Origin of the sequence: Psychrobacter sp. 5A.1 (assembly GCF_030407455.1) — a bacterium.
In the GTDB taxonomy this organism is placed as follows: Bacteria; Pseudomonadota; Gammaproteobacteria; order Pseudomonadales; family Moraxellaceae; genus Psychrobacter.
The window spans coordinates 1-17,118 of sequence record NZ_JASDDJ010000029.1; the positions used below are offsets into that span (position 1 = coordinate 1).

Below are 17,118 nucleotides of genomic sequence, written 5' to 3' on the forward strand. Positions count from 1 at the left end.
TGACGATGTTTGGCAAAATTTAGCTGTTTTTAGCCCATTTAGAGGACACTCGTTTGAATTGAGGACACGCCCTAGTGTTGCAAATAGCAATTTTTTATAAGAGACTATTTGAAATTACCAAGACGGTTAGATAGTTGACTAATGATTTGGTCAATCTCTTCATTGGCTTCATTTTCCGTATCTAAGTTACCATTTGGTGTTAATTGATTCATCACTTCAGGCAGTAGTTCAGCGAGACCCTGACGTACTTCTGCATCATTGGCACCGGTATGCGCAGCTACTTGTTTAATTTCATCTTCATCAAACAAGCGATTGATATCGTTAGGATCAAGGTTATCGTTAGTTTCTTGACTACTCATCCAAGAGCGCGCTTTGCTTTCATGACCCATAGCAGTAATTTTCGATAGTGCACCACTTAAGCCACCATTACGCTTGATCCAGCTGAGTACCATTGGCATCAATACAGCTATTAGCATGCTTTTCCCACCAAAGCCGCCTTGTTTTTGACCGCCACCCAATACACTGCCTAATATATCTCCTAAGCCACCAGCACCTGAGCTCATACCACCCAGAATATCATCCAAACCAAAACCATTATCGGCCTGACGATTATTTTGTGAATTATTAGCACTTGTCTGACTGCCGCCACTCAGTACACTGCCCAATATATCACCCAAACCACCAGTACCACGCGAATTCTCGCTTTGGTCGGTAGTATTACGCTGTGTACTTTCTGGATTCATCGCACTACGGGCAACTTGGCTCACTAAATTCCCTAATAAGCTCATGATCTACTCCTCTTTTTATCATATTGTTTACTACAAAAAATACTGCTTCAATCCATCAGTACCTAAGGCTTATCCGTACTGATATTGGCTAAGATATTTAATTCTCGCCACTGCTCGGCACTCACTTGATCACGAAATATTGTCATTGATAAAGAACGTTGATAAGGTTCTACAATATCGAACTCAAAGATCATAGCCCACCGATAATTATGAATATCGACCATTTGTGCCTGCCACAGCTCATCACCTCGACTTGTCCTAATCATCAGCTGCCACCCTCTGTCAACACGCTGACTCAGGGGCGGTTGGCTCATATGCAATAGTACAGGCCGTGATAATATCAAATACCCAGTAACCGCTGCTGCCACTATTAAGATAACGACATACTGCCATATGTTTAAAGAAGCAAGCCATGCGAGTATAACCATAGCACTCGTCAAACTCATATAAAACAACACGCGCAAATAGCTAGCAGGCTTGATAGCTGTATCTATACGTAGCGAAGTTGCCATCGTCATATTTGAGTGCCACAGTAAATATGAAGCATTAAGCCAAATCTTTGGTATGGCGCCATGTTTTAATCTTATTGACCAACGCCCAGATGTCGTCCTCTTCTGGACGATTTTGATTGGTAAAGTAGTCTAGCAAGTCTGGGTCTTCATGAGTGAGCATTTCTGCAAATGTTGCTTGCTCAGTAGCATCTGCTGTCAGATACAGCTCTTTGACGTAAGGATCAATATAAAAATCCAATTCTTTTAATCCGCGGCGAGCTTGATAAATGATACGGCGCTGTTCATTGGTTGGTTCTGGTTGTGTGGTGGTCATAACGCTACCTTCGTCAATTTAAATAATTTTTAATGGTGTATTTAGATGTTTCTAAAATCGTTTTTTATTTCTTTAAATAGAGCATAAAACATCTATAGCATTGGACAACAGCGCAAACGAGTATAAAAGTCTATTTGTGACAGTCATACTCAGACAACTGACTCCATAGCGATACTGCTTGCTGCATCATCGTCACATTATGCGTGCGAATGATACTCGCCCCTTGTTGTAACGCAAAAATACCTGCTGCCATTCCTGCTGCATCACGCTCTGTTGCTTGAGTATTAGCCACTGCTTCAACCCCACTTTTACTCAATACTTCTGCTAAAAATCGCTTACGTGAAACGCCAAACATCATTGGCAATCCCAGTGTCTGCAACCGCTTAAGCTGGCTTAATAGTGCGCAGTGGTGCTCATGGTTTTTTGCAAATCCAAAGCCTGGATCAATAATTATTTTTTCACGTTTGACGCCGATACTAATTACCTCGTCAATACGGGCTCCTAGCTCGGTACTCACATCATCTATTACATTATCATACTGTGCCAAGTCATTCATTGTCGTCGGCTCACCGCGCATGTGCATGAGCATAACAGGTATATCAAGCTTAGCCGCTAGCTCTGCAGCGCCAGTACGTTTTAGTGCTCGTACGTCATTCCATATGTCAGCACCTGCATCAAACGCTGCCTGCATGACTTCAGGGTTGCTGGTGTCAATAGACAGCCAAACATCATTTCCAAAAGATTGTCTAATGGCTTGAACAACAGGTACAACGCGATGCATCTCATCATTCGTAGCGACAGCATCCGCATTTGGGCGAGTAGACTCTCCGCCAATATCAATAATAGTCGCGCCTTCTTTTATCATCTGCTGACAATGAGCAACGGCCGTATCTACTCCGTTAAACTGCCCACCATCTGAAAATGAATCTGGCGTCACGTTCAAGATACCCATGATATGCGGCTGCGACAAATCTAAAGTTTTATCACGACTAGATATCTTGTAGTCAGGTAAGGCTTGGAATAATGACATAACCAACTTATCTCTCATAAGAACAATTTTAATTATTACTGTCTATGCTCATGATACCAGTAAATCTTATGGGGTTCTAAATCCTTCATAAAATGACGACAATAAAAAAGCCCTCTATCATAAAGGGCTTTTTATAAAACATGAATACGCTAGCACTTACATCGCTGGTAATGGTGGCGGTGTGGCACCAGTTGTTTTCACATCATTTTTCGACAAGTTTACTTCGTTATGCTGGTAGACTCTTGGTGGACGCGGTGCTTCACCCGCTAAGATATCTTGCAGTTGGTCACGATCGATGGTTTCCCAATTCATGAGAGCCTCAACCATCGCATGCATCTTGTCTTGATTGGCTTCAATCAATTCACGAGCGATATCGTACTGCTCTTCTAGCATACGGCGTACTTCTTCATCAACCTTTTGCTGCGTGGCTTCTGAAATCGTACGACCACCACCGCCGAAATATCCTTGCGAGTTGTCGTCATCTTCGTACACCATGATACCAAGTGCATCAGACATACCGTACTTCGTGACCATCGCTCGTGCCATTTTGGTGGCACGTTCAAAGTCGTTCGAAGCACCCGTCGACATTTGATTGATAAATACTTCTTCGGCGATACGACCACCGAACAAAATAGCAATGTCGCTCAACATCTTCGATTTATACATACTGGTCTGATCGTGCTCAGGCAACTGCCAAGTCACACCAAGGGCAAAACCACGAGGCATAATAGTAACTTTATGCACAGGATCTGTACCAGGTAGTAGTTCAGCTACTAACGCATGACCTGCTTCATGATAGGCAGTCGCACGGCGCTCTTCTTCGCGTATCACCATAGACTTGCGTTCAGGACCCATATATAACTTGTCTTTAGCATCTTCAAAGTCATTCATATCCACGCTGGTCTTGTTATGACGTGCTGCAAATAATGCGGCTTCATTTACAAGATTGGCAAGCTGTGCACCACTGAATCCAGGCGTACCACGAGCAAGAGAACTTGCATCTACACTAATCGTGTTTGGCAATTTCTTCAAATGGACTTTCAAGATTTGCTCACGGCCTTTGATATCCGGCAAACCTACTTGTACCTGACGATCAAAACGACCTGGACGCAGTAAGGCTTTATCAAGCACGTCAGCACGGTTGGTCGCAGCAATAACGATAACGCCTTCATTACCTTCAAAGCCATCCATCTCAACCAGTAATTGGTTAAGCGTTTGCTCACGCTCATCATTACCGCCGCCCATACCAGAACCACGATGACGACCGACTGCATCAATCTCATCAATAAAGATGATACAAGGGGCACTTTTCTTTGCTTGTTCGAACATATCACGGACACGTGATGCACCGACACCGACGAACATCTCAACAAAGTCAGAACCTGAAATCGAGAAGAACGGCACTTTAGCTTCACCAGCAATGGCTCGTGCTAGCAATGTTTTACCCGTACCTGGAGGACCTACCATGAGGATACCACGAGGAATCGTTGCCCCAAGTTTGGTAAATTTATCTGGATCACGCAAGAACTCAACCACTTCAACGACTTCTTCTTTGGCTTCTTCACAACCAGCCACATCTTCAAAGCTAACGTTGATTTGATCTTCAGTCAGCATTTTCGCTTTTGATTTACCAAAGCTCATCGGACCGCCGCCTTTACCGCCAGCGCCGCCTTGCATGTTACGCATAAAGAATAAGAACAGACCAATAATCAGTAGAATCGGGAAACTGGCTATCAGTAGTTGCATCAATACGCTTTGGCGCTTTGGTGCAGTCCCTTGGACTTCGACTTGGTTCTCACGTAGCATTGGCATTAGCTGGTCATCTGACACAGCTGGTCTAATGGTCTCAAAAGATGAGCCATTTTTCTTTTCGCCGGTGATCTGTTCGCCGTCGATTTCAACACTGGCTACTTGGTTTTCTGACACTGCGGTCACAAACTCAGAGTAGTTAAGGCTATCCGGCTCGGATGATTGATCAAAGCCGCTAAACACCAGCACCAAAACGCCGATTACCACCAGCCACAATAAGGTATTTTTTACCATGTCGCTCACTAGTTATTCCCATCCCTTACTTATTGGTGTGTTTATTAAACACGTGACGTCTATAAACGTATTGCTCATTTTTAATAAATATCCTGATACCAACCACTTCTAACTTAGACTTATATGATCTACGAATAGCATAAAGGCTGTTTTGACAAGCAATTAGTATGAGATAAATACAAATTTATCGTAATTGAGCCTATATAACGCTTATTATCAGACGACTTTGCCTAAAACGTATGCTAAAAACAAAGGTAATATACCATGATATGTGGTGCTAACCCGCATAATTCAAGCAGGTTTCACGATTATTCAGCTAACGATTGTCACGACTTTTATCCTATGACAATGACACTTTATGGTGATTCATTATCACGCTTACAAGAGCAGCAACCTATTGATGTTAAAACTATTTAATCGCTATCCAAAACATCTCTTTTGAGCGTGGTCGTGACGCACCTGGCTTTATACTACGAATCTTACTAAAATCCTGCTGCATCTGCTTGCGTAATTCCTGTGTACCCTCGCCCTGAAACACTTTCATAATAAGTGCGCCACCTTCTGGTAAGGTTGCGAGGGCAAAGTCCACGGCCAATTCACATAAGTACATCATACGCGGCTGATCAATGGCGCTATTCCCTGCCGTATTGGGTGCCATGTCAGACAATACCACGTCAACTTGTCTGTCACCTACTTCTGCCATAATGGCGTCAAACACCTCGGCTTCACGAAAATCGCCTTGGATAAAGGTAACATCAGGCAAGGTGTCCATCGCCAAAATATCAGAGGCTATCAAGATTCCGTTTTCACCTACCAATTGACCAGCAACTTGAGACCAACTACCAGGTGCACTGCCCAAATCGACCACCGTCATACCTTTTTTGATCAGGTTGGTTTTTTCATTAATCTCTAATAACTTATAAGCGGCACGGGCACGGTAGCCATCTTTTTGAGCTTTTTGTACATAATGATCGTCAATATGCTCTTTCATCCAAGCACTGCTGCTCTTTGACAATTTTTTGTTTTCGATACGCGTGGCCAAAATACCTGCTCCTATTACTTTACTAACGCTAAATCCAGCTTCTTCAATCGCTCTATCACCTACAAACCGAAATCAATCAGCTTTAGATGCGCCGTTAATCAGAGTGTTTATTGATGATTCGTCGCAAACTGACCAATTCTATTGGTTAAATAACTGTTTTATAAGGCAGTAGCGTTTATAATGTGACCAAACATTCAGTTTAACATTTTCGTCACGTAAAATCGTGCAAAATCCTGCTGATCTCATGCAAGATGGTCACAGATTATCTATAATGATCAATAACTGTTTTTGACAGTACCATTTTTATTTTTACCAACACCTAGGAATTCTATGCAACTCGATAACGCTACCATCAAACGCCTAAAAGGCATCGGTCACGAGCTAAAGCCTATCGTTATGATCGGCAACAAAGGCATTACCCCAACCATTACCGAAGAGATTGATCGCGCTTTATCAGATCATGAGCTTATCAAAATAAAACTGCCTGCTGGCACGAAAGAAGAGCGTGATATCGTTGGGGCTCAACTTGCCAAAACAGCTAACGCATCTTTGGTTCACTCTATTGGTCGTATGGCGCTGTTACTACGCAAAAACCCAAATGCCAACTCAAAACTGTCTAACCTAGCACGTCACGCGCAATAATATGTGATACCAAGCTTAGTTTGAGTGACTGTATGCCGCAGCAGCTTATATCATAGCTAAATAATGACGTTGAAATACGAAAGCCGCGATGCCTCTTGCTCGCGGCTTTTATGTTGTCTGGTAGCCCTGATTTTACTTATCCTATAGTATCAGTGCCTCTAATCAGTACAGTTTCTCTTATCATTACCTTTTTACACCCACTTCTTTATTATTACTGTCGAGTTTAATGAATAATGAACCAATCTTTTAACCTCTGTATAGCCAGCGAGACAGTAGCAAAAGATGCACTACAATTAGGTGTGTCTATAGATGTGTTACGCCGTATTTGTATAAATGTGAATGCGAAGGTCATCCGACAACCAGCATTGCAGTTACAGCTGACCTATCAAATCATCTTACCCAACCAAATTCTGGTAAATCAACTACATTGGCCAATCTGGCAGCAAACACAAGTAAACTTCACTGATTATCTCTGGGAAACAACGTGTCTTGAATGCTTTATCGCTGGTAGCGAGGTTAGTAATACAGATATCACGATAACTCATCAGACAGTACCTCATAATACAGCACTTCAACACACAACCTCTTACATAGAGATCAATGCCAGCCCTGATGGTCGCTACGCACTCTATCAGTTTGAAAGCTATCGCAACCCTGCGACATTACCGCCAGTACCGTTGTACGAAAACGATGGACACACGCGCGCATCCATTGATTGGTATGATGATTTAAAGCCCGCAATGATATCTGTAGAAAGTTCTTTATCTAGCTCTCCATCGATCGCCACTAAACCTCATGACTATGAGCGCAGCTTTAGCGTGCCTATAGCCCAACTGCCTAACCAACAATACGCTATTGGAAATACTATGATTGAGCAGATACATCCTTGCGTCATTTTATGGTTTGGCGAGACTGCTTTATATTTTGCCTCAAACCATGCCTCCCCGCCTGACTTTCACAATCGCGATTACTGGTCAAGATTTGAGCTTTAATTCGGTTATATGAGCTGTACTCACTTAAACATCCCCATTTAGAGCACAAAAAAAACCAGCAATGTCATAAAGAGCATTACTGGGTTTGGAGAAAGCGTTTAACTTAGGTTATATATGACGGATGTTTATTTATCAGCCATCGCAAGGTAGATACCACGGTCTGATGCATCATCAACATATTGCGAATCACGCCATGTGGTATAGCTATGAACACCACTGTAAGGACTGATGCTATTTTGACGGAAATCAGATACCCAACCATTGCCATCAAAAATTTGGATATGGCCATGTGGACGGCTTGAGCTACGGTTATAGACCACGACATCCCCAACTTGCGGTGACATATCGTTACTGATCTTGGTAAAACCTGCTTGGGAAAGAGTGCCACGAGAGGCATACTGATATGCTGAAGGGTTAGGCGTAAATTCATAACCTGCTGACTGTAGTGCTTTTCGTACATAACGAGCACAATAACCAGAGCTTCTAGACAACGCCACTCGTGAGGCGCGTGCCGCAGCGATAGCAGGTGCAGAGTTACTATCAGGAATACGACTTGCTTGCTGCTGACGCTGCTCGTAAGACAAACGACTGGTTAGCGAGGCTAGTTTATATTCTTTTTGCTTCGCATGAGCGCTCAGGTTGTCAATGGCTTGACTAATTTCATCGTTGCTATATACATGAGCACCACTGTTGGTGCTATAGATATTGCGGCTAGAACCATAGTTCGCAGCACTAGAAATATTTGTAATGGTATGACTCAAGGTATTATTCGGTTGAAAGGTTGTTTCAGCAGCACCACTCGTCTGTGCGATACCCATTCCCAATACTGACAAAATTAATAAAGCTTGTTTCATAAATTTACTACCTATTGTTAATACAAGTCTGCTCGTCATCCGTGACAAAGCATCAATTAATTTAGAGGATATAATCATTAAATAGACGTGATAAAATCCCTATTACAACGGTTCACTCTTTTGTAAAAAGTGACTAGTGCCAGTAGTATCGCCCACTTAGTCAGCTATTTCGTAAATCGTTTGCTATATATTGCTTTTAGCATGTCTGTTATGAATATCGAGTTTGTCACCTATTAGATGAGTACTTACGATGTCAAAAAAACAGCCTAATCGGCTTGCCCAGCTTATAGATCATCAGGCTTTTGCGGGTAGTGCACTACCTCAAACCCTTGCTAATAACATGCGCTTATATATAGAAGCGACCAACGAGATAAAAGAGCTGTTGGTAGACTGTCTACCTGAGGAAATTCTCAATACCTGTTGGGTCGTAGGCTTGACGTCTGAGCAGTTAATATTAAGTGTTAGCTCAATGACAGCAGCAAATCATATTCGCTATTTACATAGCTCGTACTTGCAAGTGCTAACAGAGCAGTCCATTACATTTAAACAACTCAAGCAAATTCGCGTCGTTGTAAGCCAACCAACTACTGATAATTATTCATCTAAACAATCGTCAGCATTATCAACAAACTTGCCAAATTCTCGTAAAGCCAATGAAAATCAGGCGCTTAGCCAAAACACAAAACGGACTATATCACAGGCCGCAGAGCATGTCACCACCGATGAAAATCTCAAAAAAGCCCTTTTGCGCTTGATAAATCATTAAAAACATTCATCACATCATGTAAACTTATGTAACTAATGGCCTAAGATATGGTTGATAAAGCTGGAGTTTTGTAATGAATGAGATAAAAAAAATCCTCCATTGGTCGTATTCATATTATGAATATAACCAATAGAGGACCCAGAAACCTTCTACATCTTTTGTATTATCTGCCCTGACGCAACATTAATATAATTATATATAAGCTATATTTAAAATATCACACATTATATATATGTAATAATAACCTGATTATGTAATATTGCGTAAATGTTTCGATGCTTCCTGTATTTATCCTTCAATAGCTAAATCACCAAGCGGTAAATACTCGATAGGACAGGTTACATTGTCATCAAAAGTTACAATTTCAAAATTATCTTCATCAGACAATATCTCACGTACCAATAGATTGTTTAATGCATGGCCAGACTTATAGGCATTAAAGCGACCTAAAATTGGATATCCAATCAGATATAAATCTCCTAGCGCATCCAAAATTTTGTGACGGACAAATTCGTCATTAAAGCGCAAACCTTCTACGTTAAGTATATTGTCATCATCAATGACAATAGCATTGTCCATACTGCCACCCAACGCTAGATTATTTTTGCGTAGCGCTTCTATATCACGTAAAAAGCCAAAAGTACGCGCGGTACTTAATTGCTCGATAAAGTTTTGCGTAGAAAACTGCAACTGGGCATGTTGAAAATTCTTATCTATAGCTGGATGGTCAAAATCAATTTCAAAGTTCAACTCAAACCCTTCGTAAGGGCGTAATTCTGCCCATTTATCCTCTACCTTTACTCGTACTGGACGTACAATTTTAATAAACTTTTTAGCGGCTTCTTGCTCGCAAAATCCTGTGTCGAGTAACAGTGCAACAAAAGGTGCGGCACTACCATCCATAATCGGTATCTCTGAAGCAGAAACACGAATCAGCAGATTATCTACTCCAAGTCCAGCTATAGCACTGAGCAAATGCTCAACAGTCCCTACTCGCGTACCACCGAACACCAAATTCGATGACATCATGGTATCTTGTACCAAAAAAGCACTGGCTGGAATCGGTTGACTCCCTTCTATGTCAGAGCGCTCGAAAACAATACCTGTGTCGACTGGCTGTGGATGAAACTCCAAATCAACAGGTTGACCACTATGTAGACCAGTACCCGTAACGGCAATTGCTGTCTTTATGGTTCGTTGGTTCATGGCTGTCTTCTCACATATTTTGTTACAATTGACATAGTGTACCATTACCTACCCCCCATTCGCTATATATAAAAAGTGCTAATTTCCTTATCTCTTTGATTGATAACACTTATCGTCGTTATTTTGGTGCTGAATTTCACACTGATATGCCTTGTCTAACGCTTTAAAACCGTAACTTTCATACACAAGTTGACAGCCATACGTACTTTTATTATATGGCGAGTTTTCATACTCTTCTTTTATAGAAAAATGGTTTTGCACTTTCTTAAACATAAAAAAACCAGCGTTTGGGCGCTGGCTCTTTTTAACTCACGATACATCAAACATATTATTGATTTTGTTGACGCTTGAGATAGTCTTGGATACTGTTTGTTTTGGTCTTAGGCTGCTCTTGAGGCGCGCTTGGACGTGCAATGCTATCTTGATACATCTGAGCTTGTGATTGCTTTTGACTGTTTAAAGCGCTGGTATGCACGTTAGGATCGACAGGTTGCGTGCTATTAACAGAAGGCACTGGTGGCTCTACTACTTCTGGCTCTTGGCCTGCATTTTCATCTAACGTTAAGCCAGTTGCAATAACGGTTACATGCAGATCATCACCCATTTTCTCATCGATAACTGAACCATAGAAAATATGCGCATCATCGATATCAGTAATTTCTTCGACGATGATACTGATTTTACTCATCTCATCTAGTGATAATGATTCAGAAGAAATCACGTTGACCAGTAGACCTTTAGCATTCTCTAAACGTAAATCATCAAGTAATGGAGATCTGATGGCTTTTTCAGTCGCTTGACGTGCGCGATCATCACCACTTGCACGACCAATACCCATCATCGCATGACCTTTAGCAGTCATAGCAGTACGGATATCGTTGAAATCGATATTGATCATACCTTCACTAGCGATGGTTTCAGCAATACCTTGAACCGCATGCAGTAACACATCATCCGCTTTTTTAAAGGCATCTTGCATAGAGATGTTACCATATACGCTCATCAATTTATCATTTGGAATCGTGATAATTGAATCGACGAAATTGGTCAGCTGCTCAATACCGGCCTTAGCCGCTTTGATACGCTTACCACCTTCGAACTTAAATGGCGTGGTCACAACAGCAACTGTCAGCACTTCCATTTCTTTAGCAATACGAGCAACCACTGGTGCTGCGCCTGTACCAGTACCGCCGCCCATACCAGCAGTGATGAACACCATATCTGCATGTTCAAGTAACGCACGGATGGCCTCTTCTTCGCTTTCCGCGGCTTCACGACCCACTTCTGGGTTTGCGCCTGCGCCTAGGCCACGATTGGTTTTTGCGCCCAGTTGTAGTTTGTGCGGTGCAGTAAGACGATCTAGCGCTTGTTTATCTGTATTGGCACAAACGAACGTTACACCTCTAATGCCTTGCTGTACCATATGCTCAACCGCATTACCGCCGCCGCCACCAACACCGAATACAGTGAAGCTCGCTTGGCCATTATTTTGAAGCTGATTATCATCTGGCATGGTGTATTTTGACATAAAAAGGATTCTCCAGTTGCAGATAGCGTGTAAGTCGATACATAGTAACGCACTCATGTGGCGCGCTATCGACATACTATATATAAATGTATTTAAATAAAATAGGGTATGGCTTAAATCAATCAGTGTAGACAGTAATATGTCATCATCACCTAGTACGTTATTATCACTTAGTACGTTGTTCTCAATGTTACTTTTTTCTTTGCTCAATCCATTCAGAAGCATTTTATAATATATTCACGCTCTAAACATCTTGTCCAGAAAATCTACAGTATCTTTTTTAGAACATTCGCAAATCGTTGACCTGCATTGCGAAAAACACCCGATACTCGATTTTTTTGAATCGCTTCAGGTTCGCTTTTTTCACTGCGGCGGAATTGCTCACTTTGACTATATAATAAAGTACCGAACGCTGTTTGATAAACACGATCGTTTACTTGACTATTAAGTTGTTTAAATGACTCATCATTATCAAAATGGTTATAAGCACTAATAGCAGGATGGGTATTGGTCAATACAACTGGCATCTTTAGTAGCTTTTTGGCAAAGGGTATCATACCTTTAATAGTACTGCCGCCACCAGTAAGTACAATTCCTTTATCGATATAACCTATCAAACCTGCTTCGTGCAGTTGACGCGCCACTTCAGTGAATATCTGAACGTAACGAGCTTCGATGATACGCGCTAAGTTATAAATACCGATATTGATTTCGTCGCCCGACCCTTGAGGTTTAAACAAAAAGAATGAGCTCGGATCGACACTATTGGCATCGGCAGTCCCATGAGATTTCTTCAGCTTTTCAGCCTCGATCATGGAGATACCAAAATCGGCTGAGATATCCATCGTTACTTCATGGCTGCCCGTTGCGATGCAATGCGTAAAAATCAATTTATTTTCTTTATAAACACAAATACTGGTGGTACTCGCACCAATATCTACCAAACAAACGCCTTGCTGGCGCTCCTCAGTCATCAAGCTATACTCAGCACTGGTCACCGCATCAAAGACGATGTGATCAATACCAACATCACAGCTTTGCAAGAGTTTTTGGATATTTTGACGGCTAGCGACAGGCATCATCATCATGTGGTACATGACGGTGATGTTGTGCGCCATCATCTCGATGACATCATCCACCATAAAGTCTTGTTCATCAACATAGATACCCTGCTGGCAACAATGCATCAAGTAATAGTCTGATGATAAATCACGCGACTTGGCATTGGACAACGCCTGTACCATATCTTTGGCGCGCACAACTTCATCCTCTACGGTTACTTCTCCCGCACTATTTTTACTAGACAATTCAGGTGTCGCGAGGGTTAGCCAAACACTATGGACACGGCAGTTAGCCATATCCTCTGCTTCTTGAATGGCTTGTTTGATGGCACTCTGTAGACGTTCACGATGCTTTATTTGGCCTTGATAAAAATCACTGTTTTTAACTTGTCCCACACCCAAAATACGAATGTCTTTTGCAGAGACAACATTGCCTATTACGACATACACTGCCGTGGCACTTAGATGGACAACAACCAGATTTTCATTATTTTTCATGGTACCAGACAAATTATCGCAAACAGAAGAGCAAAGAATGCCCTTCCATTAAATCATTAAAAAAAGCGCTAATAAAACGCTATGATGTTGTACATATCTTTTTTGGACGAGATAAACCGTCTTCGCCCACATATCGGTTATTCATAATTATTCTATTTACTTAGGCTATTTTGATTCATCGCTCGGTGTCACGTTCCAAGCAATGGTAAAGCCATTTTTGTACCGTAAATCCACAGACTGCATCTCGTCTCGACGGCTGCTTAACTGATTGCCAAGTAGCTGGCTTAAATTCAGTAATTTTTGTGCTGTATTTTCATTGTCTACAATCACACGCAGCCCATTGTCAAAACGAATCAGCCACGTCATTCTTGGTGACAAAATAATATCTTCGACTTGCATATCAAGTGGTGCATACCAATCATTCACTTGTTGCATCTGTTGCATAATGACTGGTGCTTGAGTCATCTCACCCTGTAAGGTAGCAAAATGCGCTTGGGTCAAATCGCTACTATCAGCAGGGACAAACACAGCGCCTTTGGCATCAACCAAGCGTTCTGTACCAAAGTTAGCAATCGCTTGCTTAGGCAATGCCGTAATAACAATGCCGCGTTGCCAATCACGAGAAACGCTGACTTGGTCAACCCAAGCTAAGCCCATCGTAATGTCTCTCAATACCTGCAAATCAGAAGTAAAAAAGCTGCTTACTTTTTGCTGTTCCATCACTGATTGTAATGAATGATACTGCGCAACAGACAAACCTTGAGTACTGACATAAATATTGGCTGGCGGTGCATCACGCAACGCTTTGCCGCCCATCATCAATATTAGCACTAGCAAACCTAATACCAACATCATGAATAAATACTTGACCACCGCTGGCATTTGAATCTTGGATTTTGGGCGACCGGCTTTATCACTCATCAAGTCAGTTACCTCGTTGACAGTTTGAGCCATAACGACCTTTGTCCCTATATGTGCATAAAACTGATCATGCTATTTATTGATATAAATCTGCGTATATTTGGCAGAAGCTTATTAAGTCGATATGTTATCAAATTTTGTTAAAAATATAGCTTATATACAGCGATTACGCTCATTTAAACGTAACATTTTTCTTAGATTATGAATAACTTATAAGTTGCATCCACAAAAAAACATAAATATCACTGAAACAGACCTATTCTTACAATATTAACGTATTTTATGGATAAACAATAGCCTAACACTAACGAGCAGCATCGAATTTACACAATTTTACAAGAAACTGTGGTATAGCAGCTCTAGTGACACAAAGAGCTATCATTATTTAATCAATCACACGCAGACAGACAACTATAACGTTTGTGCCAATATGTGCCAGCATAAAGCATCAAAATCCAGTCCTCGAGCTTTAGCAGCCATCGGCACCAAACTGTGACTGGTCATACCTGGTACCGTATTGATCTCCAGTAACCAAAAATTGCCTGCTTCATCTTGCATGGCATCGACACGCCCCCATCCCTTTGCGTCCACTGCGCGGAATGCCGCAAGGCTCAAATCTTGCAAATGCTTTTCATCAGCATCACTTAAGCCACAAGGGATATAGTAGCCGGTGTCGTTACGATTGTACTTGGCTTCAAAATCATAGAAGTTAGTAATGTCGGCAGGCTCAAGGCGAATAACGGGATAAGCTTCGTCATCGATGATAACGATCGTAAATTCACGACCTGTAATCCAGCGCTCTGCCATCACGGCATCACCACATTGAACCGCTGTCGCATAAGCAGCAGGCAGCTCATCAAGTTGATTGACCTTTGTCATGCCAATACTTGAGCCTTCATGAACGGGCTTGATGATAAGCGGTAAGCCTAACATGTTAACCACTTGCTGCCAGTCGGTATCTGCCGTCAATAATGAAAACGGTGCGGTCGATAAGCCGCAACCTTGCCATAATTGCTTGGTACGTACTTTGTCCATACCCAGTGCCGAGGCTAGAATACCTGAGCCTGTCTGCGGTATATCAAACCATTGCAAGACGCCTTGTAACAAGCCATCTTCGCCGCCACGACCATGTAACACATTAAACACGCGATCATATTTGCGTAGTTCAGTAATATCTTGGTGCTTTGGATCAAAATGAGTGGCATCAACGCCTTGGTTTTGGAGCGCTTGCAATACGGCGGCACCACTGTCCAAAGACACGCTGCGCTCATTGCTACTGCCACCATAAATAACCGCTACTTTACCAAATTGACTGGCATCTTTTGCATTATTAGTCGTCGGGTCTAAAGATATATCATTGATAGCTGAATTCTGAGTGCTGGTTTTTTCTTTATTATCAGTGGTCATGAGGATCGTCCCTAAATTTTAGCTTACTTAATATAAAGGTTATTGGCAGCCAAATCGATAGCAATCTGCCCAACATTACCAGCGCCTTGGGTAATCAGCATATCGTTGGCTTTTAACAAACGCTGCATAACAGGGGCTAGATTGTCTTTATCAATGATAGTCGGTTCAACTTCACCGCGCAAACGGATACTACGCGCTAGTGATTTGGTATCAGCGCCCGTAATCGGACTCTCACCTGCTGAATAAACATCTAATAACAATAGCTCATCAACACTCGATAGCACTTCCACAAAATCATCGTAACAATCACGCGTGCGGCTGTAACGATGCGGCTGAAATAACATCACTAAACGACGATCAGGGAAACTTTGACGAGCCGCTTTGATGGTCGCATCGACTTCTTTTGGATGATGACCATAATCATCAATTAATAAGACATTGCCATCATCGATGTCGACAGAGGCATGCTGCTCAAAACGACGACCCACACCTTCAAACTTTTGCAGAGCACGCTCAATCGCTGCATCATCAACGCCTTCATCGGTTGCCATAGTGATGGCAGCAAGGGCGTTATAGACATTATGTGTACCAGGGATGTTCAACGTCAGGCGCAATGGTTCACGGTCACGGCGCAGTACGGTAAAGTGGGTTTTAGTGCCTTCAGTCACTAAATCAACACCTTGCACATCATTGAACGGCTCAAGACCAAAGGTCAATACGGGACGACCAATATCATCAATCATTGCATATAGCTCAGGATCATCACCGCAGACCACTGCCAAACCATAAAACGGCATGTTTTGTAGAAACTGGATATAGGCGGCTTTTAATTTATCAAAGCTGTTCTCATAAGTTTCCATGTGATCTTGGTCAATGTTGGTCACAATCGCCGCCATCGGGTGCAATGACAAGAATGATGCATCAGACTCATCGGCTTCTGCTACCAAGAAACGGCTGCTACCCAATGCTGCATTTTTGCCTGACGCATTTAACTTACCACCGATGACATAGGTAGGATCTAGTTGTCCTTCTGCCATCATCGTGGTGAGCAAACTGGTCGTCGTCGTTTTGCCGTGCGCGCCAGCAACCGCAATACCATGACGATAGCGCATTAACTCGCCAAGCATATCGGCGCGGCGTACTACTGGCAGGCGAGCTTCAAGCGCTGCTTTTATCTCAGGATTGCTACGATCAATCGCTGATGAGACAACGATAACGTCAGCATTGGCGATGTTTTTGGAGTCATGGCCAATCGATATCTCGATGCCAATTTGTTGTAGACGCTTAGTCACCAGACTCTCTGCGATGTCAGAACCACTGACTTGATAGCCTTGATTGTTCATTACCTCAGCGATACCGCACATGCCTGAGCCACCAATACCGACAAAATGCAAATGCTGAATACGGCGCATTTCTGGTATTTCAATCAAACGCTTAGGTAGAGCTTTCGCAGAGGTGGACATAAGGATCTCTCTTTATTAAAGGTCAATAAAATTTGGTAAATTAAAAATGATG

The 17,118-nt window shown here is 42.2% G+C and carries 16 protein-coding genes; 3 read left to right on the forward strand and 13 right to left on the reverse strand.

What is annotated here, in order from left to right; all coding sequences use genetic code 11:
• Positions 1-104 precede the first annotated feature (104 nt).
• The 6 genes from QL982_RS08085 to QL982_RS08110 all read right to left on the reverse strand — a co-directional run bounded on the left by QL982_RS08085 (position 105) and on the right by QL982_RS08110 (position 5,728).
• Positions 105-788: a YidB family protein gene (locus QL982_RS08085; RefSeq protein ID WP_290164809.1), complete on the reverse strand. Its 684-nt coding sequence runs from the start codon at positions 786-788 to the stop codon at positions 105-107.
• A gap of 62 nt (positions 789-850) precedes the next feature.
• Positions 851-1,306 carry a hypothetical protein gene (locus tag QL982_RS08090; RefSeq protein ID WP_290164808.1) on the reverse strand — a complete coding sequence of 152 codons (456 nt, stop codon included), beginning with the start codon at positions 1,304-1,306 and terminating at the stop codon, positions 851-853.
• A 28-nt stretch (positions 1,307-1,334) separates the two neighbouring features.
• Positions 1,335-1,613, reverse strand: coding sequence for a succinate dehydrogenase assembly factor 2 (locus tag QL982_RS08095; protein ID WP_290164807.1), 279 nt, complete (start codon positions 1,611-1,613; stop codon positions 1,335-1,337).
• 130 nt (positions 1,614-1,743) lie between these two features.
• Entirely contained in the window at positions 1,744-2,643 is a 900-nt protein-coding gene (folP, locus tag QL982_RS08100) for a dihydropteroate synthase (protein WP_290164806.1), read from the reverse strand.
• Between the two features lie 156 nt (positions 2,644-2,799).
• Entirely contained in the window at positions 2,800-4,695 is a 1,896-nt protein-coding gene (ftsH, locus tag QL982_RS08105) for an ATP-dependent zinc metalloprotease FtsH (RefSeq protein WP_290164805.1), read from the reverse strand.
• Positions 4,696-5,095: 400 nt separating this feature from the next.
• Positions 5,096-5,728, reverse strand: coding sequence for an SAM-dependent methyltransferase (locus QL982_RS08110; RefSeq protein ID WP_290164804.1), 633 nt, complete (start codon positions 5,726-5,728; stop codon positions 5,096-5,098).
• A gap of 330 nt (positions 5,729-6,058) precedes the next feature.
• On the opposite strand from QL982_RS08110, the gene QL982_RS08115 reads away from it, so the two are divergent.
• Positions 6,059-6,370: a YhbY family RNA-binding protein gene (locus QL982_RS08115; protein WP_290164803.1), complete on the forward strand. Its 312-nt coding sequence runs from the start codon at positions 6,059-6,061 to the stop codon at positions 6,368-6,370.
• Positions 6,371-6,603: 233 nt separating this feature from the next.
• Entirely contained in the window at positions 6,604-7,362 is a 759-nt protein-coding gene (locus QL982_RS08120) for a hypothetical protein (protein ID WP_290164802.1), read from the forward strand.
• A 125-nt stretch (positions 7,363-7,487) separates the two neighbouring features.
• Here QL982_RS08120 and QL982_RS08125 read toward each other — a convergent pair whose 3' ends face one another.
• Positions 7,488-8,216: a CHAP domain-containing protein gene (locus QL982_RS08125; RefSeq protein ID WP_290164801.1), complete on the reverse strand. Its 729-nt coding sequence runs from the start codon at positions 8,214-8,216 to the stop codon at positions 7,488-7,490.
• Positions 8,217-8,466: 250 nt separating this feature from the next.
• Here QL982_RS08125 and QL982_RS08130 point away from each other — a divergent pair, with 250 nt between their 5' ends.
• The gene (locus tag QL982_RS08130; RefSeq protein ID WP_290164800.1) at positions 8,467-8,982 is read left to right on the forward strand and encodes a hypothetical protein; all 516 of its coding nucleotides are present in this window, start codon (positions 8,467-8,469) and stop codon (positions 8,980-8,982) included.
• A 288-nt stretch (positions 8,983-9,270) separates the two neighbouring features.
• Here QL982_RS08130 and lpxC read toward each other — a convergent pair whose 3' ends face one another.
• The 6 genes from lpxC to murC form a co-directional block, all read right to left on the reverse strand.
• Entirely contained in the window at positions 9,271-10,188 is a 918-nt protein-coding gene (gene lpxC / locus QL982_RS08135; RefSeq protein ID WP_290162774.1) for a UDP-3-O-acyl-N-acetylglucosamine deacetylase, read from the reverse strand.
• Positions 10,189-10,516: 328 nt separating this feature from the next.
• Entirely contained in the window at positions 10,517-11,716 is a 1,200-nt protein-coding gene (gene ftsZ, locus QL982_RS08140; RefSeq protein WP_290162775.1) for a cell division protein FtsZ, read from the reverse strand.
• A gap of 266 nt (positions 11,717-11,982) precedes the next feature.
• Positions 11,983-13,275: a cell division protein FtsA gene (gene ftsA / locus QL982_RS08145; RefSeq protein WP_290162776.1), complete on the reverse strand. Its 1,293-nt coding sequence runs from the start codon at positions 13,273-13,275 to the stop codon at positions 11,983-11,985.
• A gap of 165 nt (positions 13,276-13,440) precedes the next feature.
• Positions 13,441-14,229, reverse strand: coding sequence for a cell division protein FtsQ/DivIB (locus QL982_RS08150; protein ID WP_290162777.1), 789 nt, complete (start codon positions 14,227-14,229; stop codon positions 13,441-13,443).
• Positions 14,230-14,607: 378 nt separating this feature from the next.
• Positions 14,608-15,603 (reverse strand): D-alanine--D-alanine ligase, encoded by a 996-nt coding sequence (locus tag QL982_RS08155; protein WP_290162778.1) that lies wholly within the window; start codon positions 15,601-15,603, stop codon positions 14,608-14,610.
• A gap of 23 nt (positions 15,604-15,626) precedes the next feature.
• Positions 15,627-17,066, reverse strand: coding sequence for a UDP-N-acetylmuramate--L-alanine ligase (gene murC / locus QL982_RS08160; protein WP_290162779.1), 1,440 nt, complete (start codon positions 17,064-17,066; stop codon positions 15,627-15,629).
• Positions 17,067-17,118 lie beyond the last annotated feature (52 nt).